The sequence below is a fragment of the Falsirhodobacter xinxiangensis genome, from assembly GCF_004959935.1.
GTDB classification, from domain to species: Bacteria; Pseudomonadota; Alphaproteobacteria; order Rhodobacterales; family Rhodobacteraceae; genus Falsirhodobacter; species Falsirhodobacter xinxiangensis.
Window position 1 is genome coordinate 167,301 of sequence record NZ_SMYN01000005.1, and the last position, 25,810, is coordinate 193,110.

A 25,810-nucleotide genomic window follows, 5' to 3' on the forward strand; every position below is an offset into this window, starting at 1 on the left:
GCCTATATTGGCCGCGCCGCCCGAGGGAGTTGCGATGAACATGCTTGATGACGCCCCCAGCCGGGAAGAGGCCGAAGCCGCGCTTGCGGTGCTGCGCGCCTATGCCGCCGCCCATCCCGATCCGGTGCTTCGCGCCTATCCCGAACTGTCGCGCAGCTATCCCGAGGGGTTTTTGGCGGACGAGGCTTATCGCGCCACGCTGCCGGACCTTCAGAATGGCCCCAGCAGCCTGATCGTCGGCGCGCAGGCGGTGATCCAGCATGTCGGGATTTCCAACTTCCGCCTGCCGATCCGATACCGGCTGCGCGACGGCGGCGAGACGATGTTGGAAACCTCCGTCACCGGCACCGTCAGTCTGGAGGCCGAGAAGAAGGGCATCAACATGAGCCGCATCATGCGGTCCTTCTATGCCCATGCCGAACGCGATTTTTCCATCGAGGTGATCGAGCACGCGCTGGAGGATTACAAACGCGACCTCGGCAGTTTCGACGCACGCATCCAGATGCGGTTTTCGTTCCCGGTTCGGGTGCGTTCGCTGCGCTCGGGTCTGTCTGGGTGGCAGTATTACGACATCGCGCTGGAGTTGGTGGATGCGGGCGCGGTGCGGCGCAAGATCATTCACCTCGACTACGTCTATTCCTCGACCTGCCCCTGTTCGCTGGAACTGTCCGAACACGCACGCCAGACGCGCGGGCAGCTTGCAACGCCGCATTCCCAGCGATCGGTCGCCCGGATTTCGGTGGAAATGCGCGGCCCGAACCGGCTGTGGTTCGAGGATCTGATCGATCTGGCGCGCGCCGCCGTCCCCACGGAAACGCAGGTGATGGTGAAACGCGAGGACGAGCAGGCATTTGCTGAGCTGAACGCCGCCAACCCGATCTTCGTCGAGGATGCCGCCCGCAGCTTCTGTGCCGGGCTTCAGGCCGACCCGCGGATCGGCGATTTCCGCGTCGTGGCCAGCCATCAGGAGTCGCTGCATTCCCACGACGCGGTCTCCGTTCTGACCGAGGGCGAGACCTTCGCCGCCGCCAGCCTCGACCCGCGTCTTTTCTCCACCCTGTTCCATGTAGGGTAGGCGGCAGCCCGGACCGAGCGGGGCTCGATGCCCCCGAGGTCCGGTTCCCCCGCTTGACAGGAATGCGCCACCCGTCCAAGCGTTTGGGCGATGATCGACTTGCGCCCCGTCGGATATGTGATCGGCCTGCTCGTCGCTGCCCTTGGGGTGGCGATGGTGTTTCCGATGCTGATCGACTGGGCCTCGGGTGACGACAACTGGCTGGCCTTCCTTGAATCCGCGATCATCACAGCGACGCTTGGGCTGGCGGTCGCCATCGCCTGCGCCAACGGCACGGCGCGCAGCATGAACCTTCAGCAGATATTCCTGCTGACCGTCGGCGTCTGGGTCGCGCTTCCGGTCTTCGGCGCCTTGCCTCTGATGCTGGGCCAGCCGAATGCCAGTTTCATCGACGCGCTGTTCGAAAGCGTGTCGGGCATGACCACCACCGGGACGACGGTGTTCGAGCGGCTGGACGATCTGCCGCTCGGCGCGAACCTCTGGCGCGGCATCCTGCATTGGCTGGGCGGGCTTGGCATCGTCATCGTCGCCATGCTGTTCCTGCCCGTGATGAAGGTCGGGGGGATGCAGTTCTTCAAATCCGAAGGCTTCGACACCCTTGGCAAGATCCTGCCCCGCGCGATGGACATCTCGTCTGCGCTCATTCAGGTCTATGTCGGGATGACCGTCGCCTGTGTTCTCGTCTTCAACATGCTGGGGATGAACGGGTTCGACGCGCTGATGCACGCGCTGGGCACCGTATCCACCGGCGGGTTTTCATCGAACGACGCCTCCTTCGCGCCCTATGCCGGGGCGGCGGAATACGCGGCGGTGGTCTTCATGATCGCGGCGACGCTGCCCTTCATCCGCTATGTCCAGATGCTGCACGGATCATACGTTCCGTTCTGGCGCGACCCGCAGATCCGCGCCTATCTGCGCTGGCACGCCTACGCCATCGTCGCCATCCTCGGATACGAGATCGTGACCCGCGACGCGCCGTTCTGGGCGACGCTGCGCGAGACGACGTTCAACGTCTCCTCCTCCTTCTCCGGCACAGGGTTCACCAGTGTGGACCTGACGCAATGGGGCACGTTCCCGATACTGGTGCTGATCATCGTCGGGCTGATCGGGGGCTGCACATCATCGACGGGCTGTTCGGTGAAGGTCTTCCGCTATCTCATCCTGTTTCAGGCGATCAAGGTGCAGATCCGCCGCCTGCATTCGCCCAGTGCCGTGATCGCCGTGCGCTATGACGGAAAGGTGGTGACGCAGGACGTGATCGATTCGGTGATCCTGTTCTTCACCATGTTCATCCTGACCTTCGGCGTGCTGGCGGTGATGCTGTCGCTGACCGGGCTGGACGTGCGCGCCTCGATCACCGCCGCGTGGACGTCGATCGCCAATGTTGGCCCGGTCTTTGGGTCAGGCGTCGGGCCGACGGGGGCGGTGATCGGTTTCCCGGAATCCGCCAAATGGGTGATGATCGTCGGGATGCTGGTCGGGCGGCTGGAGCTTCTGACCGTCTATGTCCTGCTGATGCCCCGCTTCTGGCAGCGTTAGCGCCAGCAGGACACCTGCACCGTCATCGCGCTGCCCGCGCGGGTCAGCGCATTCGGCGTCAGCGGCGCGCCCGTATCGCCCGTTTCCGTTCCAAGCCAGCGGGTCAGCCCCGCAGCGGGCATGGCGAACTCCACCCCTTCGGGCAGTTGGCGCATGTCATCGGCCTTTGGCAGCAGCATCCCGATGACCGCACCGCTTTGATCCATCACCGGCCCACCCGCATCGCCCGGCAGGGCGGCAAGCTCCAGTTGCGAGATGTCACCGACCGAGGTCAGGTGCCCGAAGGTGATCGCCGGGGCGGGCAGCCCTTCGAAGGAATAGCCTGCAACGGCGATCTGCGCCCCCGCCTGCGGCGCGGCAAATCGCGCGACGCCGGGCGGGGCCAACGGCGTGCCCGGCGTCAGCAGGGCCAGCCCCTCGCCAGTCCGGGCGACGGTGGCGGGAATGCCGCGTTCCAGGGTGATGCGTCCGCAATCGGCCACCGCTTCGGCGCTGGTCAGCACCGATCCGCGCGCATCGACGAAGAACCCCGACCGCGCGCGGATCGGCTGCGGCGCTTCCAGCCCCGCCACCAGCGCGCGGCGTTGATCTTCGGTCAGCGAGGTCGGCGCGGGACCGGCCTGCGCTGCTGCGATCTCGGCCATCGCGCGCTGATGGCCCGAGATCAGCACGCCCTGCTGGTCCGGGGTCAGAACGCCCGTCTCCTCCGCCCCTTGCGCCGCCTGCCATGCCGCCATCGACGCGCGGGTGCCGGGGCCGAACGCGCCATCCAGCGCCGAGTCGTAGAAGCCGAACCATTTCAGCGCCGCCTGCACCTCGATCCGGTATTCGGGCGTCAGCGCGGCTTCGGCCTCCTCGGCCGTCAGGACGGTGGGCGCGACCGGCGCCACCTCGACCGACATCGCGGCCGGCCAGAACCGGTCGCGATAGGTCAGCCCATCGGTCAGGTAACTGTCGGCCGGGATGCGCCCCTCGTCCTTCAACTGCCCCAGCAGGTCGCGCGCTTCGTCGCGCGGATAGGGGCCGAGCGCGACGACGAACCAGCGCGAGGTCATCTCGAACCCCGAAACGTCGGGCAATGTGGCGGCATAGGTTTCGGCCCGCTCGCGCCCTTCGTCCAGCGTCGGTCGCGCCTCGATCTGCACCCATGCGTCCTGCGCCAGCGCGCTGGAGCCCATCAGAAGGGCCGCCATGCCCGCGATTGCCAGTTTCATGCCCGTGCCCTTCCACTTTGGGTTGCATCAAGACATGCTTTTGCCCAGCTGCGCAACATTGACCCTTGCCCGCCTGTTGCCTATGCAGAGGGCGCTTTGCAAGAGGGCCAGACGATGAGCGCACCCCGCAGTTTCCAGGAAATCATCCTGCGGCTTCAGACCTACTGGGGATCGAAGGGCTGCGCGGTCTTGCAGCCCTACGACATGGAAGTGGGGGCGGGCACGTTCCACCCGGCGACCACGCTGCGCTCGCTTGGCTCGCGCCCTTGGGCTGCGGCCTATGTCCAGCCCTCGCGCCGTCCGACCGACGGGCGTTATGGCGAGAATCCGAACCGGCTTCAGCATTATTACCAGTATCAGGTGCTGATCAAACCCTCGCCGCCGGACCTGCAAAAGCTGTATCTGGGATCGCTGGAGGCGATCGGCATCGACATGGACCTGCACGACATCCGCTTTGTCGAGGATGACTGGGAATCCCCCACCCTCGGCGCGTGGGGTCTGGGCTGGGAGGTCTGGTGCGACGGCATGGAAGTGTCGCAGTTCACCTATTTCCAGCAGGTCGGCGGGCATGACTGCAAGCCGGTCTCGGGCGAGCTGACCTATGGGCTTGAGCGTCTGGCGATGTATGTGCTGGGCGTCGATCACGTGATGGACATGCCCTATAACGATCCGGACAGCCCGATCGCGCTGACCTATGGCGACGTGTTCCGCCAGACGGAACAGGAATACAGTCGCTGGAATTTCGATCAGGCCGACACGGACATGCTGCTGCAGCATTTCAAGGATGCCGAGGCGGAATGCGACCGCATCCTGACCGCATCGCCGCAGGACAAGGCGGGCCGCACCATCGTCATGGCCCATCCCGCCTATGACCAGTGCATCAAGGCCAGCCATCTGTTCAACCTGATGGACGCGCGGGGCGTGATCTCGGTCACGGAACGTCAGGCCTATATCGGGCGGGTGCGGGCGCTGGCGAAACGCTGCGCCGATGCGTTCGTCACCACCGAGGCGGGCGCATCCGCCTGATGGGCCGCATCGCCGTCATCGCGATCCTTGTCGCCGCCCTGCTGATGGGCGCGGGGCTTTGGTATTCGCAGACGCGCGGCTATTACCATCCGGTCGAGTTGACGGCGCTGGAGATCACCGGGCCCGACGGCGCGGTCCAATCCCTTCCCGTCGAGGGGATCGAGGGGATCGACGCCGAATCCTCGCCCATCCGTTTCCGGGCCTGCGCGCGCGTCGTAGGCCCCGTGCCGACCGGCGTGCCGTTTGCAAATCCCACGCCCCTGACCGCGCCGGGCTGGTTCGACTGTTTCGACGCAAATGCCATCGGCGAGGCTTTGGAGAGGGGCGAGGCCACCGCCTTCCTGTCCCGCGCCAATGTTCATTCCGGCGCGGACAGGGTGCTGGCGGTCTTTCCCGACGGGCGCGTCTTTGCGTGGAATCAACTGCGGCCCGCTGCCGAATAAGTTGCGCAGATCGCCTTCTGCTTGCACACTCGGGATTGCATCATCGGGGGGCGAGCAATGGAAGGCATCTTCAAACGTGCAGCGCGCGAGGCGGCGGAACTGGCCGCCGGCACGACCGAGCAGGGCGACGGCTACGCCCTTTATCATTACCCGGATTACGAAACCTACAAGGCGGTGCAGACGGCGGGCAACAAGGCCAAGCTGAAGCGGCAATTCGTCAAGGAAAGCCATATCCGGTTGCTGTCGGACCATCTGAACGCCCGCGGCCCGGTGTCTTTCGGCCTGTGCCACGGCACCCGGCGCGGGGCCGAACAGGCATGGTTCCGCCAGCACCTGACCGGCAGCCCCGAGGTGATCGGGACCGAGATTTCCGACACCGCCACCGATTTCCCCGACACCGTGCAATGGGATTTCCACGACGCGAATCCCGAATGGGAGGGGCGCGCGGATTTCATCTATTCCAATTCATGGGACCACGCCTTCGATCCGGCCAAAGCGTTCGGGGCGTGGATCGATGCACTCCGCCCCGGCGGGTTGCTGCTGCTGGACCACACGCGCGATCAGACGCCGGAAACCAGCAACGCGCTGGACCCGTTCGGCGCCAGCCTCGATCATCTGAGCGGGCTGCTTTCGGGGTTGCTGCAGGGGCGGGGTCGGCTGCTGGCGCCGCTGGATTTCCGCAAGACCAACAAGGAATACCGCGCCGTCGTTGTGATTGCCGAAAAGAACCTTTAATCCGGGCGGCGAACAGACCGAACCAGCGGACCCGACATGCCCGATTTTCTGCTTGAACTCTTCTCCGAGGAAATCCCGGCCCGTATGCAAGGCCGCGCGCGCGAGGATCTGAAGAAGCTGGTGACCGACGGGCTGGTCGAAGCCGGGCTGACCTATGCCTCGGCGGGCGTGTTCTCGACGCCTCGGCGTCTGGTGCTGACCATCGAAGGGCTGATGGCGGAATCGCCCACCACGCGCGAAGAACGCAAAGGGCCGAAGGCCGACGCGCCGGAACAGGCGCTGGCCGGGTTCCTGCGCGGCATCGGGATCACCGATGCGGGCCCGGTCATGGCGCTGGCGGGGCAGCCGTCCGGTTCGCACATCCACGCGGGCGGCGTCGTGGTCGAGGTGCGCGACGACAAGAAGGGGCAGGTGCTGTTCGCCAAGGTCACGAAGCCGGGCCGTCCGGCGGCGGAGATCGTGGCCGAGGTGGTCGAACGCACCATCCGCACCTTCTCCTGGCCGAAGTCGATGCGGTGGGGCTCGGGCCAGCTTCGCTGGGTGCGTCCGCTCCATTCCATCCTGTGTCTGCTGACGACCGAAGCCGGGGCGGATGTCGTGCCTGTGACGGTCGATCACCTGACCTCGGGCAACACGACCGAGGGGCACCGTTTCCTTGCCCCCGCGCGGTTCGCCGTATCGGGCTTTGACGATTACGCCGCCAAGCTGAAACGCGCCTTCGTGGTGCTGGACAGTGCCGAGCGGGAGGCCGCGATCTGGCATGATGCGACGACCGGCGCCTTCGCCTCGGGGTTGGAGGTCGTGCCGGACGCGGGGCTGCTGACCGAGGTGGCAGGGCTGGTCGAATGGCCCGTCGTGCTGATGGGCGCGATCGGCGAGGAGTTCCTTGGCCTGCCGCCCGAGGTTCTGCAAACCTCGATGAAGGAGCATCAGAAGTTCTTTTCGGTCCGCAACCCCAAGACGGGCCGGATCGAACGGTTCATCACCGTCGCCAACCGCACCACCGCCGATGATGGCGCGACGATCCTGAAGGGGAACCTGAAGGTGCTGTCCGCCCGTCTGTCGGATGCCCGCTTCTTCTGGGAGAATGACCTGCGCACCGTTGCAAACGGGGGTCTTGAAGGCATGGCGGCGGGGCTGGCGAACGTCACCTTCCACAACAAGCTGGGATCGCAGGCCGAACGGATCGCCCGTATCGCTGCCCTCGCGCGCGAGCTTGCGCCGCTGGTCGGTGCCGATGCCGATCAGGCGGAACTGGCGGCAAAGGTGGCGAAGGCCGATCTGCAATCCGCGATGGTCGGTGAATTCCCCGAGTTGCAGGGCCTGATGGGCAGCTACTATGCCCGCGCCCAAGGGCTGCCGGATGCGGCGGCGGAGGCCTGCCAGCAGCATTATTCGCCGCTCGGCCCGTCGGACGATGTGCCGTCGCAGCCGGTGTCGGTCGCCGTGGCGCTGGCCGACAAGCTGGACACGCTGACGGGGTTCTGGGCCATCGACGAAAAGCCGACGGGCTCGAAAGACCCCTATGCCCTGCGCCGCGCCGCCCTGGGGGTGATCCGGCTGGTGCTGGCGAACGGGCTGCGGTTGCCGCTGGCGCGGTTCGGAGATGATCTGCTGGCCTTCTTCCACGACCGGCTGAAGGTGTTCCTGCGCGATCAGGGTGTGCGGCATGACGTGATCGACGCTTGCCTCGCCATGCCGGGGAATGACGATCTGACGCTTCTGGTGAAACGGGCGCGGGCGCTTCAGGACTTCCTTGGGACCGAGGATGGGGCAAACCTGCTGCAAGGCTTCCGCCGGGCGAACAACATCCTGACGCAGGCGGAAAAGGCCGATGGGGTCGAATACAGCTTCGGCGCCGACGTTAAATATGCCGAGACGGACGAGGAACGCGCGTTGTTCACGGCGCTGGACGGGGCCGAGGCGGCGATCGCCCCGGCGATGAAGGCCGAGGATTTCGGCGCGGCCATGGCAGCGCTGGCGGGTCTGCGCGCACCGATCGACGCTTTCTTCACCGCCGTGCAGGTCAACAGCGACAAGCAGGTGATCCGGCGCAACCGGCTGAACCTGCTGCACCGGATTCGCGCCGCCTGTGCGCCGGTTGCGGATCTGTCGCGGCTCGGCTCGGAGTAGGATACCCTTCCGCGGGAAGGGCAGGGGGACGGCATGACGGATTTCGCCCGCATCACCGCAACGACCACGATGGCGCCCGGCACGCATGGCTGGCGGGCGAAATGCCTGCAAAGGCTGATCCGGCTGGATCTTCCGGTTCCGGTCACCGTCTCGCTGCCCGTGGTGACGGTGCGGGCGGTGGCACTGGGCCAGCCGCTGGATTGCGCCGCGATCCTTGCCAATTTCGGCCCTGCGCCGCTGATCTCGGTCCGGCCCAGCCCCGAGAATCCGGAATGGGGTGGCCCCGCGACCGTGCTGAACATCGGCATGAACCGTGCCCGTCATGCCGCACTGGTCGACACCCACGGGCAGGAGGCTGCGGATCGGCTCTATCTTCGGTTCGTGCAATCCTATGCCATCCACACCGCCCGTCTGGACCCGGATATGTTCGACGAGTGCAATCTGGACGAGGCCCTGCGCGCATATAGCGACGAGATGGAGGAGCCGTTTCCCCAAGATCCGGCGGTGCAGTTGGCCGAGGTTCTGCGGTCCATGGCCCGCGCGTGGGAAGGCACCAGTGCGCGGCTTCTGCGTCAGGCCAAGGGCGCGCCGGAACAGGCGGGACTGGGGCTGGTCGTGCAGGCGATGGCGCAGGGGATCGGGCGGGGGCTGTCCGGGTCGGGGGTGATCCAGTTCGTCGATGGCGCGACCGGGCTGCCGCAGGTCACGGGCCGATACCTGAGCCAGAGCCAGGGACGCGATGCGCTGCGCGGGGGGGATGCGATCTTTTTGACGCGCGATCCGCGCGGTCCCTCGCTGGAGGAACTGGCGCCGGGTGTTTTCGACGATCTGATCCGGCAGGGGGCGGTGTGCCGTCTGAAACTGCGCGAGGAAATGCAGATCGAGTTCACCATCGAGGATGGCCGCCTTGCCGTCATCGATGCGGTGCGGGTGCAGCGGTCCTCGCGCGCGGCGGTTCGGATCGCGGTGGCGCTGGCCGAGGATGAGGTGATCAGCCGTGGCGATGCGCTCATGCGGATCGAGCCGCGCGCGCTGTCGGAACTCCTGCACCCGCAGATCGACCCGACCGTTCCCCGTGACCGTTTCGTCAAGGGGATCGCCGCATCCCCCGGCGCGGCGACGGGGCGCGTCGCGTTCTCCTCGCCCGCCGCGCAGGCGTTTTCGGCGCGGGGCGAGCCCTGCATTCTGGTGCGGCGCGAGACGACACCCGAAGACATCCGCGGCATGCATTCGGCCTCGGGGGTGCTGACGGAACGGGGGGGGATGACCAGCCACGCGGCGGTGATCGCGCGCGGGCTTGGCGTGCCTTGCGTCGTCGGTGCGTCGGAGATGCGGCTGGACCTGCGCGAACGCAAGCTGACCGCGCCGGACGGGCGGATCTTTCGCGAAGGCGACATCATCACCGTCGATGGCACTTTGGGCGAGGCGCTGACCGGACAGGCGGCGATGCTGGCCCCGGCGCTGGACGAGACGTTCCGCACCTTGCTGTCCTGGGCCGATGCGGTGCGCGATATCGGCGTGCGCGCGAATGCCGACACCCCGGCAGATGCCGAAGTCGCCCGCCGGTTCGAGGCGCAGGGGATCGGCCTGTGCCGGACCGAGCACATGTTCTTCGACGAAGACCGCCTGGTTGCCATGCGCGAGATGATCTTTGCCGACACGCCCACCGACCGTGCGGCGGCGCTGGCGCGTCTTCTGCCGATGCAGCGCGCCGATTTTGTGCGTCTGTTCGAGATCATGGAGGGGCTTCCGGTCTGCATCCGCCTGCTGGACCCGCCGCTGCACGAATTCCTGCCGCATTCGCGCGAAGGTCTGCGCGCCGTGGCCGAGGCGCTGGACCGCCCCCTGTCCGAAGTGACGCGCCGGGCCGAGGCGCTGGCCGAGTTCAACCCGATGCTTGGGATGCGCGGCGTTCGCCTTGGGATCGCACTGCCCGAGATATACGACATGCAGGCCCGCGCGATCTTCGAGGCGACCATCGCCTGCGCCGAAAAGGGTCTGCATGTGGTGCCCGAGATCATGATCCCGCTGGTCTCGGCCCGGCGCGAGGTGGAGCTGGTTCGCAGCAGGCTGGAAGCCGTCGCCTCGGCGGTGCGTGCGCGGGGGGCGGCGTTCGACTATCGGCTGGGGGTCATGCTGGAAACGCCGCGCGCCGCACTTCGCGCCGGAGAGATCGCGCAGAATGCGACGTTCTTGTCCTTCGGGACCAATGACTTGACGCAGATGACCTATGGCATGTCGCGCGACGATGCCGGCAGGTTCATGAACGCCTATGTCCAGCACGAAGTCTTCCCCGAGGATCCTTTCCACGTTCTTGACACGGACGGGGTGGGGGAGCTGCTTTTGATCGCTGCCGAACGGGGCCGCAAGGCGCGGGGCGACCTGATTCTCTCGATCTGCGGAGAGCACGGAGGCGATCCCGAATCAATCGATTTCTGTCGCCGTGCAGGATTCGATTACGTTTCCTGCTCGCCTTATAGGGTTCCTCTCGCGCGATTGGCCGCGGCACGTCTTGTGCTCGCCGAAAACGGTAAAGACGATCTTAAACAATAGGTTATGCGACACAACCTATGCGCGAAGCGGCGGTTCTTCGCCTAAAAACGTCATCCATTATGTCGTATTCATGACGGAAGGTGGACTTGGCCCGCGGTTTCGGGTTACTCGGTCCGCCGTCGCGGTGATCCTGGGCCAAGGCTGATCCCGGTCGCGCGGCGATGGAAACGACCGGGAACAATAGTCATGCGCTTGCTTATGTGCTGGGCAAGCAGCGCTTTCGCGTTGCTTGTTGGCGGAGCGGCGCTCGCCGATGTCACGGTGAGCCAGTCCAACGCCCCGACCGAAGAGGTCGGACCACAGATTTCGGCCCTGTTGGGCCAAGAGCGGGATGCCCGCGCCGCGCTGCCCGATGTGGCGGCACCCGAACAGGCCAAGGATGCGCCCCCGGCGCGGCCCGTTCTGATCAAATACGATGCCAAATGGGTTTCGGCGCAATCGCCGGACGTGGCCCGCAACGAGGAATGGCGCTGCCTTGCCGAAGCACTTTACTTCGAAGCGCGGGGCGAGACGGTGCGCGGCCAGTTCGCGGTGGCCGAGGTCATTCTGAACCGGGTGGACAGCCCCTCCTATCCGCGCACGATCTGCGGCGTGGTGAAACAGGGGGCCAGCGGGCCGGGGTGCCAGTTCTCCTATGCCTGCGACGGCAAGCCCGAGACGATCACCGAGACGCGCGCCTTCACCCGTGCGGGCAAGATCGCCGCGATCATGTTGTCGGGCGCGCCGCGTGGTCTGACCTCGGGTGCGACGCATTTCCACACGAATGCGGTCAATCCGCACTGGGCCAGCCGTCTGCCGCGCACCGCGACCATCGGCGCGCATCTGTTCTATCGCCAAGGCTGACTTGCGCGGGGCGGCAGGGTTTGGCATTCCGGTGCCAGAGCCTTGCCGGAGCCGCCATGTCCCCGATCCCCGACCGCATCTTTCTGCACGATCACGTCGTCGAGGTGGAGATCGGGGCGTTCCAGCTTGAACGCGGGCTTTTGCAGCGCATCCGGTTCAATGTGGACGTCGATATCGCGCCGCCCGCCGGGCCGCTGGACGACGATGTGGACCGCATCCTGTCCTATGACCGCATCCACGAAGCGATCGGGGCCGAACTTGCGGCCGGGCGCCTGAACCTGCTGGAAACGCTGGCCGAGAATATTGCGCGCCGCATCCTTGCCGCGCCGCAGGCGCTGGCGGTCACGGTGCGGATCGAAAAGCTGGATCGCGGCCCCTTCGTGCTGGGGGTGGAGATCCGCCGCAGCCGCGAACAGGTGGCCCCGCTGGACAGCGACCCCATCCGCCCGCGCATCGTCATGGCCGGGGCAGAGCCGCAGCCAGGGACCATCATCTGCCCCGTCGCGACCGCCACCCTGCACAGCGAGGTGCCGGAGAACCAGCGCCGCATCGATCTGCTGGCGCTGGATCAGGCCGCCTGGGCGCTGGCCGGCGCGGAAATCACCGTCGCCGCGACCCGGACCGAGATCGACTGGGCCATGCGGCGCGGCGGGATCGTGGCTTGGGCGCCCTCGCGCATGGTGCTGGACGCCGTGCAGGGACCGGCGACGACCGACCCCGAGGCGCTGGCGCAATGGCTGGCGGCCGAGCTTGGGGCGGATCACGGCGGTATTTCATCGCAGGCGGGAAGCCGCGTGCTGCCGCCGACCGCATGACTTGCCATCGCCCTCGGGGCAGGGCAAATCAGGCGGCATGATCTATTACCGCCCTATCGCCATGACGGACCCCGCCCGCCCCGACACTTCGCGCAGGCTGGCCGGCGGCTGGTGCTGGTTCGACCGGGCCGAGGCGATCGGGCGCGACGGCAGCAGCCGCATCGTCCATGTCGATGAAATCCCCCCGCGCGTTCTGGACCGCCTGACTGCACCGCGTGCCGATGTCGCGAGGCTGGCGATGGACATGCCGCGCCTGATGGCCGTCGTGAACGTGACGCCGGACAGCTTTTCCGACGGCGGGCGTTTCCGGGGGCTGGAGGATGCGGTGGCCGGATGCGAGGCTGCAGTGTCCGATGGTGCCGACATGCTGGACATCGGCGGTGAAAGCACCCGCCCCGGAGCCGAGACGGTGGACGAGACCGAAGAGGTCGCCCGCGTCGCGCCCTTGATCCACGCGCTGCGCGCCGGGTCGCGGGTTCCGATCTCTGTCGATACGCGCAAGGCGCGGGTGGCGGATGCGGCGGTGCAGGCGGGGGCCGATCTGGTCAATGACGTGTCGGCGATGCTGTATGATCCGGCCATGGCGGCGGTTGCCGCAGGTTCGGGGCGGGCGATCTGCCTGATGCATTCGCAGGGCGGGCCGCGCGACATGCAGATCAATCCCAGCTATGAGAACGTGCTTCTGGACGTCTATGACCATCTGGAGGACCGCATCGCGGCGGCCGAGGCGGCGGGCATCGACCGCGCCCGCATCGTCGTCGATCCGGGCATCGGCTTTGGCAAGACGCTGGCGCATAACCTTGCCTTGATCCGCGGGCTGTCGCTGTTCCATGGTCTTGGCTGTGCGGTCCTGCTGGGCGTGTCGCGCAAGCGGTTCATCGGCACGGTCGGCCGGGCCGAGGATGCGGCGGCGCGGATGCCCGGGTCGATCGCCGTGGCACTGGCGGGCGTGGCGCAGGGCGTGCAGATCCTGCGCGTGCATGACGTGGCCGAGACGCGGCAGGCGCTGAGCCTGTGGCAAGCCTCGACCCTTGGAGTATGAGATGACACGGAAGCTTTTCGGCACCGACGGGGTGCGCGGCACCGCCAATACCGCCCCCATGACGGCCGAGGTCGCGCTGCGCCTTGGGCTGGCGGCGGGCAAGTTCTTTTCGCGCCACACCGGCGCGCGGCGGGTGGTCATCGGCAAGGACACGCGGCTGTCGGGCTATATGCTGGAAAACGCGCTGACGGCGGGGCTGACATCCATGGGGATGAACGTACTGCTGCTTGGCCCGGTGCCGACGCCGGCGGTCGGGTTCCTGACGCGGTCGATGCGGGCGGATCTGGGGGTCATGATCTCGGCCAGCCACAACCCGCATCACGACAACGGCATCAAGTTCTTCGGCCCCGACGGCTTCAAACTGTCCGACGCCGCCGAGGCAGAGATCGAGGCGCTGCTGGGTGCCGAGATCGCGCTGGCCGCCCCGGCCGAGATCGGGCGCGCCAAGCGGATCGAGGATGGGCGCGGTCGGTATCAGGAATATGCCAAGACGACCTTCCCCCAAGGGCTGCGACTGGACGGTCTGAAGGTGGTGATCGACTGCGCCAACGGGGCCGCCTATCGCGCCGCCCCCGAGGTGCTGTGGGAACTTGGGGCCGAGGTGATCCCGGTCGGCACCGCGCCGAACGGCAAGAACATCAACCTTGGCTGCGGGTCCACCCATCCCGAAGCGGCGGCCGAGGCGGTGGTTGCGCATGGCGCCGATGTGGGCATCACGCTGGACGGCGATGCGGACCGGGTGATGATCCTGGATCAGAACGGGCGCGTTGCGGACGGCGATCAGATCATGGCGCTTCTGGCGGCCCGCTGGGCGGATGAGGGCAAGCTGAAGGGCGGGGCGCTGGTTGCGACCGTCATGTCGAACCTTGGGCTGGAGCGGTTCCTGCAGGGGCGCGGTTTGCGGCTGGAGCGGACGCCGGTGGGCGATCGCTATGTGGTCGAGCGGATGCGCGAGGGGGGCTTCAACCTTGGCGGCGAGCAGTCGGGCCATATCGTGATGACCGATTACACCACCACCGGCGATGGGCTGGTGGCCGGCCTGCAATTCCTGGCCGAGATGGCGCGCTCGGGGCGGGCGGCGTCCGAACTGGTGCAAAGCTTTGAAACGGTGCCGCAGATGCTGAAGAACGTGCGCTATGCCGCCGGGCAGGAGCCGCTGGCCGATCCGCGCGTGCAGAAAGCCGTCGCGGGGGCCGAGGCACAGCTTGCGGGCAGCGGTCGCCTGCTGATCCGCAAGTCGGGGACCGAGCCGTTGATCCGCGTCATGGCGGAAGCGGAAGATCCTGCGATCCTTGAAGCGGCCGTGGGTTCGGTGGTCGCGGCCATTCAGGACGCGACCGCCTGAGGGAACATCGCAGCGGGGCTTGGCGTTGGGATGGCGTTGCAGGAGGAAGACAGATGATCCAGCTCTTTGCCATTCTGATAGTTGCGGCCATCGGCATCGCCGCGATAAGCGAAAAACGGCCCATTCCCGTCCGGGCCGTCGCGCGAAAGTAGAGCGGCAAAGGCGGCCAGCGTGATACCATCTCCTGATGGGAGGTGATCGCATGCTGTTCATCGTGCCTGCACCGACGGACAAGAACCCCGAAGATCCGAACTGGATGGAAGCGTTCAGCCACCGGCCCGAGTTGATGGATGCGTGGGTCGTGCTGCTTGGTTGCATCAAGATCAGGATGCAACCGCTGCGTTACGAGCTTGTGACGGTTGCGGCGGCGATGGCGATGAAATCCAGCTACTCTGCGCTTGCCCATGGGAGCGTCCTGCGCGACCATTTCCCCGATTCTGATATCCTGACGATCCTGAAGGATGGTCCGACGAACAAGGTGGACCGCGAGATCATGACGTTCGTCCGCAAGCTTGTGCTGGATGCGTCTTCGATAACCGCGCAGGATATGGACCGCCTGCGCGATGTCGGGCTGGACGATGCCGAAATCAGCGACATCGCCGCTGCTGCGGCGGCGCGTTGTTTCTTTGGCAAGTATATCGACGCGCTGGGCGTGCAGCCCGACGCGCGATATGCCAGCCTGCCGGAAGCGCTGCGCATTGCGCTGACCCCCGGCAGGCCGATCGCGGTTTAGTTGCGGGCCTTGTCGACCATCTTGCCTTTGGAAATCCACGGCATCATCGCGCGCAGTTTCGCACCGACTTCTTCGATCTGGTGTTCGTCGTTCAGGCGGCGCGTCGCCTTGAAGGACGGCTGGCCAACGGCGTTTTCAAGCATGAAGTCGCGCACGAACTTGCCCGACTGAATGTCGGCCAGAACCGCCTTCATCCGCGCCTTCGTCTCGTCATAGGGAAGGATGCGTGGGCCCGAGACATATTCGCCATATTCGGCGGTGTTCGAGATCGAGTAGTTCATGTTCGCGATGCCGCCTTCATAGATCAGGTCGACGATCAGCTTCACTTCGTGCAGGCACTCGAAATAGGCCATCTCCGGCTCGTAGCCGGCTTCGACGAGCGTTTCGAAGCCCATGCGGATCAGCTCGACCAGACCGCCACACAGGACGGCTTGTTCGCCGAACAGGTCGGTTTCGCATTCCTGACGGAAGTTCGTCTCGATGATGCCCGAACGGCCACCGCCGATGGCGGAGCAGTAGGACAGGCCGGTTTCCATGGCGCGGCCCGTGGCGTCGTGATGCACGGCCACGAGACAGGGCACGCCGCCGCCTTTGGTATATTCGCCGCGCACGGTGTGGCCCGGACCCTTGGGTGCCATCATGATGACGTCGACGCCGGCTTTCGGCTCGATCAGGCCGAAGTGGACGTTCAGACCGTGGGCGAAGGCGATGGCGGAGCCTTCCTTCAGATTGTCATGAACGTATTTGCGGTAGGTTTCGGCCTGAAGTTCGTCGGGCATGGTGAACATGATCAGGTCGCACCATGCGGCGGCTTCGGCGATGCCCATGACCTTCAGGCCCTCGGCTTCGGCTTTCTTGGCCGAAGGCGAGCCTTCGCGCAGGGCGACGACGAGGTTCTTCGCACCGGAATCGCGCAGGTTCAGCGCGTGGGCGTGGCCTTGGCTGCCATAGCCGAGGATCGCGACCTTCTTGTCCTTGATCAGGTTGATGTCGCAGTCGCGGTCATAATACACGCGCATGGCGTTTTCCTTTCGGTGTCTTTGTAACAAGCAAAATAAGGACTGCCGCGCGAGGATGGATGCAACATTCAGGATTTGCACGATCCAAGAAAAGAATATATGCGCCAAGGCAGCCATTGTCGGATAAATCATGCTTGACGATACGGACCGCCGCTTGCTGCGCCAGCTTCTGGCCGATCCCGCCGCCGCCACCGGAGAGATTGCGGAACGCGCGGGCGTGACCCCCGCAACCGCGTGGCGCCGATTGGAACGTCTGGCCGAACAGGGGATCATCCGCGCGCAGGAGGCGGTGATCGACTGGCGCGCCTTGGGCTACGAGGTGGAGGTTTCGCTCCGCTTCAGCCTCGACAAGACCGAACCGCGTGCCTTCGACGATTTCATCGCCGCCGCGAGGGGGGTGCCGGAAGTCATCGCGATCGAGACCTTCCTTGGCCGGGTGGACCTGCGACTGAACGTCATCGCGCGCGATATGCGGCACTATCAGGAAATATATCGCTCGCGCATCCTGACCCTGCCGCATATCGCCGATATCGAGGCGTTGATGCTGATCTCCACCATCAAGGATGCCGAGGCGCTTCCGATTTGATCGATCTGGACGATACCGACCGCGCGATCCTTCGGGCGATGGCGCAGGACGCGACGCAGTCGGCGGGTGCCTTGGGCCGACGGATCGGCCTGTCGCAGCCCGCAACATGGCGACGCATCAAACGGCTGGAGGATGCCGGCGTCATCGCCGGCCGGCGCGTGGTGATGGACCGCGAGGCGCTGGGCTTCGGCGTGACGGTGTTTCTGGGGATCAAGCTGGCCACCAAGGGCCGCGTGAGCCTTGAGGATTTCGAGCGGGCGGCGACCGCGATCCCGGAGGTGCAGATCGTCCAGCACGTCCTTGGCCTGTTCGATTACCGTCTGCGGGTCGTCGCCCGCGACATCGCGGATTTCGAACGGGTGCTGCGGCGGCGGATCATGACGCTGCCGGGCGTGGGGCAGGTGGAGGCGAACGTGCTGCTGACCGAGGAACGCCGCCCGGGACCTATTTGACGCCCAAGCCCGCGCGCATCAGACCCCGGCGGACGGGGGCGGCGGAATACATCACGTCCAGCGCCTTGGCCCGCAGATCGCGCATCAGCGGTGCCGACAGCATCGACGCGCGGTTCAGCGCCTCGATCCCGCGGGCGCGCAGGGCGATGTCGGCATGGCGGCGGCGGTGATAGGTCTCCAGCATCTTCGAATCGCCGGTGGGGCCGAGTTCCAGCAGCAGGGCGATGTCGGCAAGGCTCATGTTCAACCCCTGCGCGCCGATGGGGGGCAGGACATGCGCGGCCTCGGCGATCAGGGCGGTGCGCTGGCCGGACATGCGGGTCGCGGTCTGCAGGATGATCGGCCAGACCGCGATGGGCGAGGCCAGCGTCAGATCGCCCAAGATCCCGCAGGACCGCTCGTTCATGGCGGCCTCGAAATCGGGGGCAGGCAGGGCGCGCAGACGTTCGACCTCCGGCCCCGTCTCCATCCAGACGATGGCGGAGGCGTTCTGGCTGGGCAGCGGCACCAGCGTGAACGGGCCGCCGGTGCGATGCACCTCGGTCGAGACGTTGTTGTGCGGGATCGGATGCGTGACGCTGAAGGCCAGCGCCTTCTGCCCGAAGCGCGTTACCCGCGTGCCGATGCCCGCCTGTTCGCGCACGGGGCTGCTGCGGCCATCCGCGCCCACGACCAGCCTTGCGGTGATCGTCTGCCCGTCGGTCAGGGTCACGCGGGCCTCGGCCTCGCGCGTCAGCAGGCGGGCGGTGCCGGTGCCGGGCAGGAAGCGGACATTGGGCAGTTCTGCCAGCCGCGCAACCATTTCGCGCCGCAGGAGCCAGTTGGGAAGGTTCCAGCCAAAGGGCTGGTCCGAGATTTCGGCGGCGTCGAATTCCTTGACCAGACGCGGCTCGGGCCGCGCGCCACCGGCATCGACGATCCGCATGACCTGCAAGGGCGCGGCCTGCGGGAACAGCCGGTCCCACAGCCCCGCCGCCTGAAGCACGGGGATCGAGGGTTGCAAAAAGGCGGTCGAACGTTGGTCCGCACCCGGCCCCTGTTCGGTGACGGGCGGGGCGGGATCGACGCAGACGACCTCGTATCCCGCGCTGCCGAAGGCCGCCGCCGCCGTCAGCCCCGCGACCCCGCCGCCCGAGATGAGAATATCCGTCACGGCAGCACCTTCGTCAGAAAGCCCGCCAGATCGGCGGTGTGGTGATGGATGTGCCCCGCGGGTTCGGGATCGTCCGCAACATGCACCGTCTGCATGCCCATCGCGTGGGGAACGGCAAGGTTGCGGGTGTCATCCTCGAACATCGCGCCGATGCTGGGGTCGATCCCGGCAAGGGCGAAGACCGTCTCGAACGCCTCGCGCGCGGGTTTGGAACGGTAATTGGCGTTCTCAACCCCGTAAATTCCGTCGAACAGCCCCGACAGTCCCCGCGCCGCCAGCACCCGCTCCGCATAGGGAGCCGATCCGTTGGTATAGACGAAGCGCCGCCCCGGCAGCGCGCGGATCGCCCCGGCCAGTGCCGCGTCCGGTTGCAGATGCGCTAGCGAGATGTCGTGGACGTGATCCAGATAGGGCACCGGGTCGATCCCATGTTCCGCGATCAGCCCCGCCAGCGTGGTGCCATGCAGGTTCCAGTAGCGCAGCCGCATCTGGTCCGCCTCGTCGCGCCCCAGCGACAGGGCCTCCATCACCCAGTCGGTCATCCGCGTGGACACCTGATCGAACAGCCGCGCCGAGGGGTGGTAGAGCGTATTGTCCAGATCGAAGACCCAGGCGCGAACGTGATGGAAACCGACCGATTGCATGGTGGGACAATATCGCCACTGGCGGATGCGGGCAATCCTGTTGCAGTGACGCGCAAACCGCGCAAAGTATGACGCCGGAGAAGGGGACGCGATGCAGAAGGACGCCTATACGCTCATCATCGAGGCGATCGAATCCGGCACCTACAAGCCGGGCGACCGGCTGGTGGAATCGGAACTGGCCGAACGGCTGGGCGTGTCGCGAACCCCGGTGCGCGAGGCGTTGCAGCGGCTGGAGACGCAGTCGATGCTGGCACGCGACGGGCGCAGCCTGATCGTCGCATCGCTGGATCACAACCAGCTGGCGGAATTCTATGCCGTCCGGTCAGAGCTTGAAGGGCTGGCGGCACGGCTGGCGGCGCGCCACGCGCGGGACGAGGAGATCCGGGTGCTGCGCGGTATGGTCGAGGATGACCGCGCCTTGCTGGGCGGCGATCCGCGTCTGCTGAGCCGGGCGAACCGGCGGTTCCACAAGCAGATCCACCTCGCCTCGCATAACCGTTTTCTGGTGCAGCAGCTGGAATTGCTGCACCGGTCGATGGCGCTGATGGCCGGGACCTCGCTGGCGGCCGAGGGGCGGGACGAGGCGGCGATGGCCGAACATGACCACATCGTCGCCGCCATCGAGGCGCGGGACGGCGATGCCGCCGACGAAGCGCTGCACCGCCACATCTCCAAGGCGTTCGAAACGCGACTGCGGGTCGAAGCCGGAGAGCTTCGCGTCCGCTAGGTGTCGAATTTGCCGTGCGCGGTCTTGTCCCAGAAAAACGGGGCGGTGATCATCTCGCGCAGCGCCTTGTAGGCTGAAATCGTTGCCAGCGGAAAATACAGGATCAGCGTCGGCACCCAAAGTGGGCTGAGCCGGTGCTGCGTCCTGCGCAGGGCAAGGATACCGATGATGATGTTGATCGCCTCGGTCAGAAGAAACAGGCCGATCAGCACGAATTTCGTCTGCGGCGGCAGGATGTCGGCCAGCGGGTGCCAGACGCTCAGCGACAAAAGCCAGAACGACCACAGCACCGGGGCCAGCAGCACCTGCGACAAGGCCAGCAGGAACATGGTCTGAAAGCCAAAGAAGGCGCGGCTGCCAAGGTCCCGCCACAGGCGCAGCGGATCGCGCATATGGATGCACCATGTCATCATATAGCCCTTCTGCCAGCGCGAACGTTGGCGAATCCAGGCCAGGGGGCGGCAGTTCGCCTCCTCGTGCGTGACGGTGTCTACCATTTCGGTGCGATAGCCAGCGCGGGCCAGACGGATGCCCAGATCGGCATCCTCGGTCACGTTATGGGCATCCCATGCGCCAAGCTGCTCCAGCACCGTGCGGCGGATGAACAGCGTGGTGCCACCCAGCGGGATCGCCAGCCCAAGACGGCGGAAGCCCGGCAGCAGCACCCGGAACAGCGCCGCGTATTCCACCGTGAAGCAACGCGCGATCCAGTTGGTGCGCGGGTTGTAGAAATCGAGCACGCCCTGAAGACAGCCGACATCCGGCCCGTGGCGGTGAAATTCCGTCGCGACCTTGCGGATCTGATCGGGGGCGGGCGCATCCTCGGCATCGTAGACGCCGATGATCGAGCCGCGACACTGCGTCAACGCGAAGTTGAGCGCGCGGGGTTTGGTCTTCAGGTGGCCATGCGGGACCACGACGATCCGCATCCAGTCGGGCAGGATGGTTCGGGCCAGCGCGTCGCGGGTCAGGCTGTCGCGCTCCTCGACCGCCAGAACGATGTCCAGAAGCTCGCGCGGGTAATCCAGCGCCGCGAGCCGATGCACGAGGCGGGGGGCGATGTCGGCCTCGCGATACAGTGCGACGATGACGGAAACCGTGGGCAGGCGCGCGATGATCGGCGGGGGCGGTGGGGCAGGGACGGCGCGATGGGCCGCGATGGCGGCGGCAAGTTTCAGCCCCATCCCGCAGATCAGCGCCAGCACGGCCCATCCGGCAACGATGCCAAGCGTCGCGATGGGCCACAGCAGCAGGCAACTGGCAAGCGCGACCAGCGCAAGCTGCACCCAATAGGTAGCCGACGAGATGTTCCAGCTTCGGCAGCTGAGGCGGTCGGGCACGGTCGTCTCCGCCTCGCGCACAAGTTCGGTGCCGCGCATCGCGATCAGGGCGGCGGCGATCTGGTTTTCCGGGCAAAGCGCACAGGCGACCGGGCCGAGCCGGGATTCCAGCAGCGGGCGCAGACGGTCGAACGTTTCCGGGCGGGCAACGGCGACGATGCTGGTGCCACCCGCGTTGCGCCAGGGCAGGACCGCCTCGCGCAGGCAAAGCGCCGACCCGACGAGGTCGATCAGTCGCGGGTCGGGGGGATCGATTGCGGCATCGACGCGGCGCAGGTCCCGGGGACGCGGCAGGGCTGCGGTCGATGGGCTGCGCGGCGCTTCGACGTGCTGGATGGTGCCGCGTTGGCCGGGGCGCATGACGATGCCTCTTTCTTTGACGGCAGCATCGTCTGGAATGGTTAATGGGGCGTTAACCGGGTGTGGGAAGTTTTGTTCTGGTTAAAACGCTAGCGCCAAGCCATCGCCGGAATCGCTCTGCTTCGGCGCGGATGGTGGCCCTCGCTCGACCACGGCCGCCGCAACAGCCTCGGCTCAGAGAAATCGCGCCCGCCGTCACCAGCGGGCGCGGGATCTTATGCGCGGCGGGCGCGCATGGCTTCGGCGAAACGCTCGAAAAGGTGATAGCTGTCCTGCGGTCCGGGGCTCGCCTCGGGGTGATACTGGACCGAGAAGACCGGCTTGCCATCGACGCGGATGCCGCAGTTGGACCCGTCGAACAGCGAGACATGGGTTTCCAGCACGCCCGCGGGCAGGGTCTGGCTGTCCACGGTGAAGCCGTGGTTCATCGACGTGATCTCGACCTTGCCGGTGTCCATGTCCTTGACCGGATGGTTCGCGCCGTGGTGGCCGTGGTTCATCTTGACCGTGGTCGCGCCCAGCGCCAGCGCCAGCATCTGGTGACCAAGGCAGATTCCGAAGACCGGCAGGTCCTTTTCCAGCACGCCCTTGATCGTCGGCACGGCATAGGCACCGGTTGCCGCCGGATCGCCCGGGCCGTTTGACAGGAATACGCCATCGGGGTTCAGCGCCAGCACGTCTTCGGCGGTCGCCGTCGCGGGCAGAACCGTCACGTCGCAGCCTGCCGAGGCGAGGCAGCGCAGGATGTTGCGTTTCGCGCCGTAGTCGATGGCGACGACCTTCAACCCCTCGCCGGTGCGGGATTTGTAGCCTTCGGGCCATGCCCAGCGCATCTCGTCCCAGCGGTAGGATTGGGCGCAGGTCACGTCCTTGGCCAGATCGAGGCCGACCAGACCCTCCCATGCGCGGGCCTTGGCGACCAGCGCGGCGACGTCGAAATTGCCGTCCGGGTCATGGGCCAGCGCGACATGCGGCGCGCCCTGCTGGCGGATCGCGCGGGTCAGGCGGCGGGTGTCCAGCCCGCCGATGCCGATGCGGCCCTTCTGCCGCAGCCATTCCGTCAGATCCGACGTGGCGCGCCAGTTCGACGGCTCGGTCGGGTCCCATTTCACGACCATGCCCGCGGCGACGGGATCGGCGGTTTCGTCATCTTCGGCCGTGGTGCCGACATTGCCGACATGGGGGAAGGTGAAGGTCACGATCTGGCCCGCATAGGACGGGTCGGTCATGATCTCCTGATAGCCCGTCATGGCAGTGTTGAAGACCAGTTCGGCCACCGTTTCGCCGACAGCGCCGAAGCCGCGACCGTAGAATACCGTCCCGTCGGCCAGCGCGAGGCAGGCGGTGGGTTTGGTTTGCGGCTCCATGACGCGACTCCCCTGTGATGAAACGGCTGGAACCTAGGCTTTGCGCCCTGCCGGGTCAAGGGTGCGGCCGAAATGAAAGTTGCAGCGGGATCAATGGCTTGGCTTTGGTTGTGCCTTATTCGCTTCGCATGTATTCTTCGCGCAATCGAAAAAGGAGAAAAGCGATGTCCGTGCGCGACAGATTGCAGTCGGCCCTGAAGGACGCGATGAGGGCGAAGGAGGCGGACCGCCTTTCGACGCTGCGGCTGATCAATGCCGCGATCAAGGACCGCGACATCGCCGCGCGGGGCGAGGGCGGCGAGACCGCGTCGGATGACGATATCCTTGTGATCCTTGGCCGGATGGTCAAACAGCGTCAGGAAAGCGCCCGCGTCTATGAAGAAGGCGGGCGGCTGGAGCTGGCCGAGAAGGAACTGGCCGAGATCAAGGTGGTCGAGGAATTCCTGCCGCGCCAGCTGACCGCGGACGAGGTGGATGCCGCGATCGCTGACGCCATTGCCGAGACGGGGGCTGCAAGCCTGCGCGACATGGGCAAGATCATGGGCGTGCTGAAGGGCAAATACACCGGCCAGATGGATTTCGGTGCGGTGGGCGCTCAGATCAAATCCCGACTGGGATAATCCTCGGAACCATTTGCGGTTGCATCCGTTGGCCTCATTCATCCGACGCGTCAGATGGAGGATCAGATGCAAACGCAGTTCGGAACGATGACGGATGCCGCGCGATATGCGCTTGCCGCAAGACGGGGGATCGTGCGCCCCGAAGCTCTGCACGGCACCTCGCGAGACATGTTCGACACCCTGACGCTGGCCGAGATCGAGGAGATGACGCCAGCGGTGCCCGACGATCGCGAAGATCGGTTCAACGACGTCCCGGTATGAAAAAGGCCCCGGAAATCCGGGGCTTTTCTGATTTCAGTGGGCGTGGGAACGATCCCAGTCCTCGCGCTTCGGAAGCTGTTCGAACGTATGCTCCGGCGGCGGGGTGGTCAGCGTCCATTCCAGCGTGTCGGCATGTTCGTTCCAGTAGTTGTTCCGCGATTCGCGCTTGCCCCAGACGAGGCTGTAGAACACGACCCCGATGAAGAAGACGAAGGACGCGAAGCTGAGGAAGGCGCCGATGGACGAGACGTAGTTCCACAGCGCGAACGCCTCGGGGTAGTCGATGTAGCGGCGGGGCATCCCGTTGCGGCCAAGGAAATGCTGCGGGAAGAAGGTCAGGTTCGCGCCGATGAACATGGCCCAGAAGTGCAGCTTGCCCGCCCATTCTGGGTATTGCCGCCCCGTCATCTTGCCGAACCAGTAATAGATCCCGGCAAAGATCCCGAACACCGCACCCAGCGACATCACGTAATGGAAGTGCGCGACGACGTAATAGGTGTCGTGATAGGCGCGGTCCACGCCGGCTTGGCTCAGCACGATGCCCGTGACGCCGCCGACGGTGAACAGGAACAGGAAGCCGAAGGCCCAGAGCATCGGCGTCTTGAACTCGATCGAGCCGCCCCACATCGTCGCGATCCAGCTGAACACCTTGATGCCCGTGGGGACCGCGATGACCATCGTGGCCATCATGAAGTAGCTTTGCTGGGTCAGCGACATGCCGACCGTATACATGTGGTGCGCCCAGACGACGAAGCCCAGCACGCCGATCGCGACCATCGCATAGACCATCGGCAGGTAGCCGAAGATCGGCTTTTTCGCAAAGGTGGCGATGACCTGGCTGATGATCCCGAAGGCGGGCAGCACGATGATATAGACCTCGGGGTGGCCGAAGAACCACAGGATGTGCTGATACAGGATCGGATCGCCCCCGCCAGCGGGGTCGAAGAAGGTCGTGCCGAAGTTGCGGTCGGTGATCAGCATGGTGATCGCGCCCGCCAGAACTGGCAGCGCCAGCAGGATCAGCCACGCGGTCACGAAGACCGACCACGCGAACAGCGGCACCTTGTGCATCGTCATGCCCGGCGCGCGCATGTTCAGGAAGGTCGTGATGATGTTGATCGCGCCAAGGATCGAGGACGCACCCGAAAGGTGGACGGCGAACAGCGCCAGATCGGTGGAATAGCCGCCCTCACGCACCGAAAGCGGCGGATAGAGCACCCAGCCGATCCCGGACCCCGGCTGGCTGTCACCCCCCGGCGCAAAGACCGAGGCGACCGCCATCGTGGTCCCCGCCACATACAGCCAGTAGCTGAGGTTGTTCAGACGCGGAAATGCCATGTCCGGCGCGCCGATCTGCAGCGGCATGAAATAGTTGCCGAAGCCGCCGAACAGCGCGGGAATCACGACGAAGAACATCATCAGGATGCCATGCGCCGTCACGGTGACGTTCCACAGATGCCCGTTGGGCGAACAGGGCTGCGTCGCATCCGACACCAGCCGCATCCCTTCGAGGCACATGAACTGCACCCCCGGATGCATCAGCTCCATCCGCATATAGACGGTGAAGATCACCGAGATCAGACCTACGACCCCCCCGGTCAGCAGGTAGAGAATCCCGATATCCTTGTGGTTGGTCGACATGAACCAGCGGGTGAAGAATCCCCGCTCCTCATGATGGCCGTGAATGGCTGCGTCGGCCATGTATGCCTCCCGTTGCATGGCTTGGCAGGACATTGCCTGCCGGTCACTGACAGCGGTTTTAATGGGCGTCGCGCCGCGCGGCAA

Annotated in this window: 24 protein-coding genes; 17 read left to right on the plus strand and 7 right to left on the minus strand. The window is 65.9% G+C overall.

Features of this window, described 5'->3' with window-relative positions; genetic code table 11:
• The first annotated feature begins 34 nt into the window (after positions 1-34).
• Together folE2 and E2K76_RS08465 are read left to right on the plus strand one after the other, a co-directional pair.
• Positions 35-1,075 carry a GTP cyclohydrolase FolE2 gene (gene folE2 / locus E2K76_RS08460; protein WP_136683862.1) on the plus strand — a complete coding sequence of 347 codons (1,041 nt, stop codon included), beginning with the start codon at positions 35-37 and terminating at the stop codon, positions 1,073-1,075.
• A gap of 90 nt (positions 1,076-1,165) precedes the next feature.
• On the plus strand, positions 1,166-2,614 hold the full coding sequence (locus tag E2K76_RS08465) for a TrkH family potassium uptake protein (protein ID WP_136683863.1): 1,449 nt from the start codon (positions 1,166-1,168) through the stop codon (positions 2,612-2,614).
• On the opposite strand, the gene E2K76_RS08470 is transcribed toward E2K76_RS08465, so the two are convergent.
• Positions 2,611-3,828: a serine protease gene (locus tag E2K76_RS08470; protein WP_136683864.1), complete on the minus strand. Its 1,218-nt coding sequence runs from the start codon at positions 3,826-3,828 to the stop codon at positions 2,611-2,613. The two genes, E2K76_RS08465 and E2K76_RS08470, sit on opposite strands and share 4 nt — an antisense overlap.
• A 114-nt stretch (positions 3,829-3,942) precedes the next feature.
• Here E2K76_RS08470 and E2K76_RS08475 point away from each other — a divergent pair, with 114 nt between their 5' ends.
• The 10 genes from E2K76_RS08475 (at position 3,943) to E2K76_RS08520 (ending at position 15,496) form a co-directional block, all read left to right on the plus strand.
• Positions 3,943-4,854: a glycine--tRNA ligase subunit alpha gene (locus E2K76_RS08475; RefSeq protein WP_136683865.1), complete on the plus strand. Its 912-nt coding sequence runs from the start codon at positions 3,943-3,945 to the stop codon at positions 4,852-4,854.
• The gene (locus E2K76_RS08480; RefSeq protein WP_136683866.1) at positions 4,854-5,297 is read left to right on the plus strand and encodes a DUF6446 family protein; all 444 of its coding nucleotides are present in this window, start codon (positions 4,854-4,856) and stop codon (positions 5,295-5,297) included. Before E2K76_RS08475 ends, E2K76_RS08480 begins: the two co-directional genes overlap by 1 nt.
• A gap of 57 nt (positions 5,298-5,354) precedes the next feature.
• Positions 5,355-6,032 (plus strand): class I SAM-dependent methyltransferase, encoded by a 678-nt coding sequence (locus E2K76_RS08485; RefSeq protein WP_136683867.1) that lies wholly within the window; start codon positions 5,355-5,357, stop codon positions 6,030-6,032.
• Between the two features lie 36 nt (positions 6,033-6,068).
• On the plus strand, positions 6,069-8,165 hold the full coding sequence (gene glyS / locus E2K76_RS08490) for a glycine--tRNA ligase subunit beta (RefSeq protein ID WP_136683868.1): 2,097 nt from the start codon (positions 6,069-6,071) through the stop codon (positions 8,163-8,165).
• 33 nt (positions 8,166-8,198) lie between these two features.
• Entirely contained in the window at positions 8,199-10,718 is a 2,520-nt protein-coding gene (locus E2K76_RS08495) for a putative PEP-binding protein (protein ID WP_136683869.1), read from the plus strand.
• Positions 10,719-10,904: 186 nt separating this feature from the next.
• Positions 10,905-11,561, plus strand: coding sequence for a cell wall hydrolase (locus E2K76_RS08500; RefSeq protein WP_136683870.1), 657 nt, complete (start codon positions 10,905-10,907; stop codon positions 11,559-11,561).
• A gap of 56 nt (positions 11,562-11,617) precedes the next feature.
• On the plus strand, positions 11,618-12,376 hold the full coding sequence (locus tag E2K76_RS08505) for a dihydroneopterin aldolase (protein WP_136683871.1): 759 nt from the start codon (positions 11,618-11,620) through the stop codon (positions 12,374-12,376).
• Between the two features lie 37 nt (positions 12,377-12,413).
• Complete coding sequence (gene folP / locus E2K76_RS08510; RefSeq protein WP_136683872.1) at positions 12,414-13,418, plus strand: dihydropteroate synthase; 1,005 nt, start codon at positions 12,414-12,416, stop codon at positions 13,416-13,418.
• A gap of 1 nt (position 13,419) precedes the next feature.
• Positions 13,420-14,763, plus strand: a complete 1,344-nt coding sequence (glmM, locus tag E2K76_RS08515) for a phosphoglucosamine mutase (RefSeq protein ID WP_136683873.1) — start codon at positions 13,420-13,422, stop codon at positions 14,761-14,763.
• A 202-nt stretch (positions 14,764-14,965) separates the two neighbouring features.
• Positions 14,966-15,496, plus strand: a complete 531-nt coding sequence (locus E2K76_RS08520) for a peroxidase (RefSeq protein WP_136683874.1) — start codon at positions 14,966-14,968, stop codon at positions 15,494-15,496.
• Here the strand turns inward: E2K76_RS08520 and ilvC are convergent.
• A complete protein-coding gene (gene ilvC, locus E2K76_RS08525; RefSeq protein ID WP_136683875.1) occupies positions 15,493-16,515 on the minus strand; it encodes a ketol-acid reductoisomerase in 1,023 nt (340 codons plus the stop codon). The two genes, E2K76_RS08520 and ilvC, sit on opposite strands and share 4 nt — an antisense overlap.
• Before the next feature lie 130 nt (positions 16,516-16,645).
• Between ilvC and E2K76_RS08530 the strand changes: the two genes are divergently transcribed.
• Both E2K76_RS08530 and E2K76_RS08535 read left to right on the plus strand, forming a co-directional pair.
• Positions 16,646-17,101 (plus strand): Lrp/AsnC family transcriptional regulator, encoded by a 456-nt coding sequence (locus tag E2K76_RS08530; RefSeq protein WP_136683876.1) that lies wholly within the window; start codon positions 16,646-16,648, stop codon positions 17,099-17,101.
• Positions 17,098-17,553: an Lrp/AsnC family transcriptional regulator gene (locus E2K76_RS08535; protein WP_136683877.1), complete on the plus strand. Its 456-nt coding sequence runs from the start codon at positions 17,098-17,100 to the stop codon at positions 17,551-17,553. The genes E2K76_RS08530 and E2K76_RS08535 overlap by 4 nt, the downstream gene beginning before the upstream one ends.
• On the opposite strand, the gene E2K76_RS08540 is transcribed toward E2K76_RS08535, so the two are convergent.
• Both E2K76_RS08540 and E2K76_RS08545 read right to left on the minus strand, forming a co-directional pair.
• A complete protein-coding gene (locus E2K76_RS08540; protein WP_136683878.1) occupies positions 17,546-18,706 on the minus strand; it encodes a UbiH/UbiF family hydroxylase in 1,161 nt (386 codons plus the stop codon). The genes E2K76_RS08535 and E2K76_RS08540 overlap by 8 nt on opposite strands.
• Positions 18,703-19,350 (minus strand): pyrimidine 5'-nucleotidase, encoded by a 648-nt coding sequence (locus E2K76_RS08545; protein WP_136683879.1) that lies wholly within the window; start codon positions 19,348-19,350, stop codon positions 18,703-18,705. The genes E2K76_RS08540 and E2K76_RS08545 overlap by 4 nt, the downstream gene beginning before the upstream one ends.
• Positions 19,351-19,441: 91 nt before the next feature.
• Between E2K76_RS08545 and E2K76_RS08550 the strand changes: the two genes are divergently transcribed.
• Complete coding sequence (locus E2K76_RS08550; protein WP_136683880.1) at positions 19,442-20,077, plus strand: GntR family transcriptional regulator; 636 nt, start codon at positions 19,442-19,444, stop codon at positions 20,075-20,077.
• Here the strand turns inward: E2K76_RS08550 and E2K76_RS08555 are convergent.
• Positions 20,074-21,777 carry a glycosyltransferase gene (locus E2K76_RS08555; RefSeq protein WP_136683881.1) on the minus strand — a complete coding sequence of 568 codons (1,704 nt, stop codon included), beginning with the start codon at positions 21,775-21,777 and terminating at the stop codon, positions 20,074-20,076. The two genes, E2K76_RS08550 and E2K76_RS08555, sit on opposite strands and share 4 nt — an antisense overlap.
• Positions 21,778-21,992: 215 nt before the next feature.
• On the minus strand, positions 21,993-23,144 hold the full coding sequence (gene carA / locus E2K76_RS08560; protein WP_136683882.1) for a glutamine-hydrolyzing carbamoyl-phosphate synthase small subunit: 1,152 nt from the start codon (positions 23,142-23,144) through the stop codon (positions 21,993-21,995).
• 164 nt (positions 23,145-23,308) lie between these two features.
• Here carA and E2K76_RS08565 point away from each other — a divergent pair, with 164 nt between their 5' ends.
• Together E2K76_RS08565 and E2K76_RS08570 are read left to right on the plus strand one after the other, a co-directional pair.
• On the plus strand, positions 23,309-23,764 hold the full coding sequence (locus E2K76_RS08565) for a GatB/YqeY domain-containing protein (RefSeq protein ID WP_136683883.1): 456 nt from the start codon (positions 23,309-23,311) through the stop codon (positions 23,762-23,764).
• Positions 23,765-23,830: 66 nt separating this feature from the next.
• A complete protein-coding gene (locus E2K76_RS08570; protein WP_136683884.1) occupies positions 23,831-24,025 on the plus strand; it encodes a DUF3008 family protein in 195 nt (64 codons plus the stop codon).
• A 33-nt stretch (positions 24,026-24,058) separates the two neighbouring features.
• Here E2K76_RS08570 and ctaD read toward each other — a convergent pair whose 3' ends face one another.
• Positions 24,059-25,726, minus strand: a complete 1,668-nt coding sequence (gene ctaD / locus E2K76_RS08575) for a cytochrome c oxidase subunit I (RefSeq protein WP_136683885.1) — start codon at positions 25,724-25,726, stop codon at positions 24,059-24,061.
• Between the last annotated feature and the right edge of the window lie 84 nt (positions 25,727-25,810).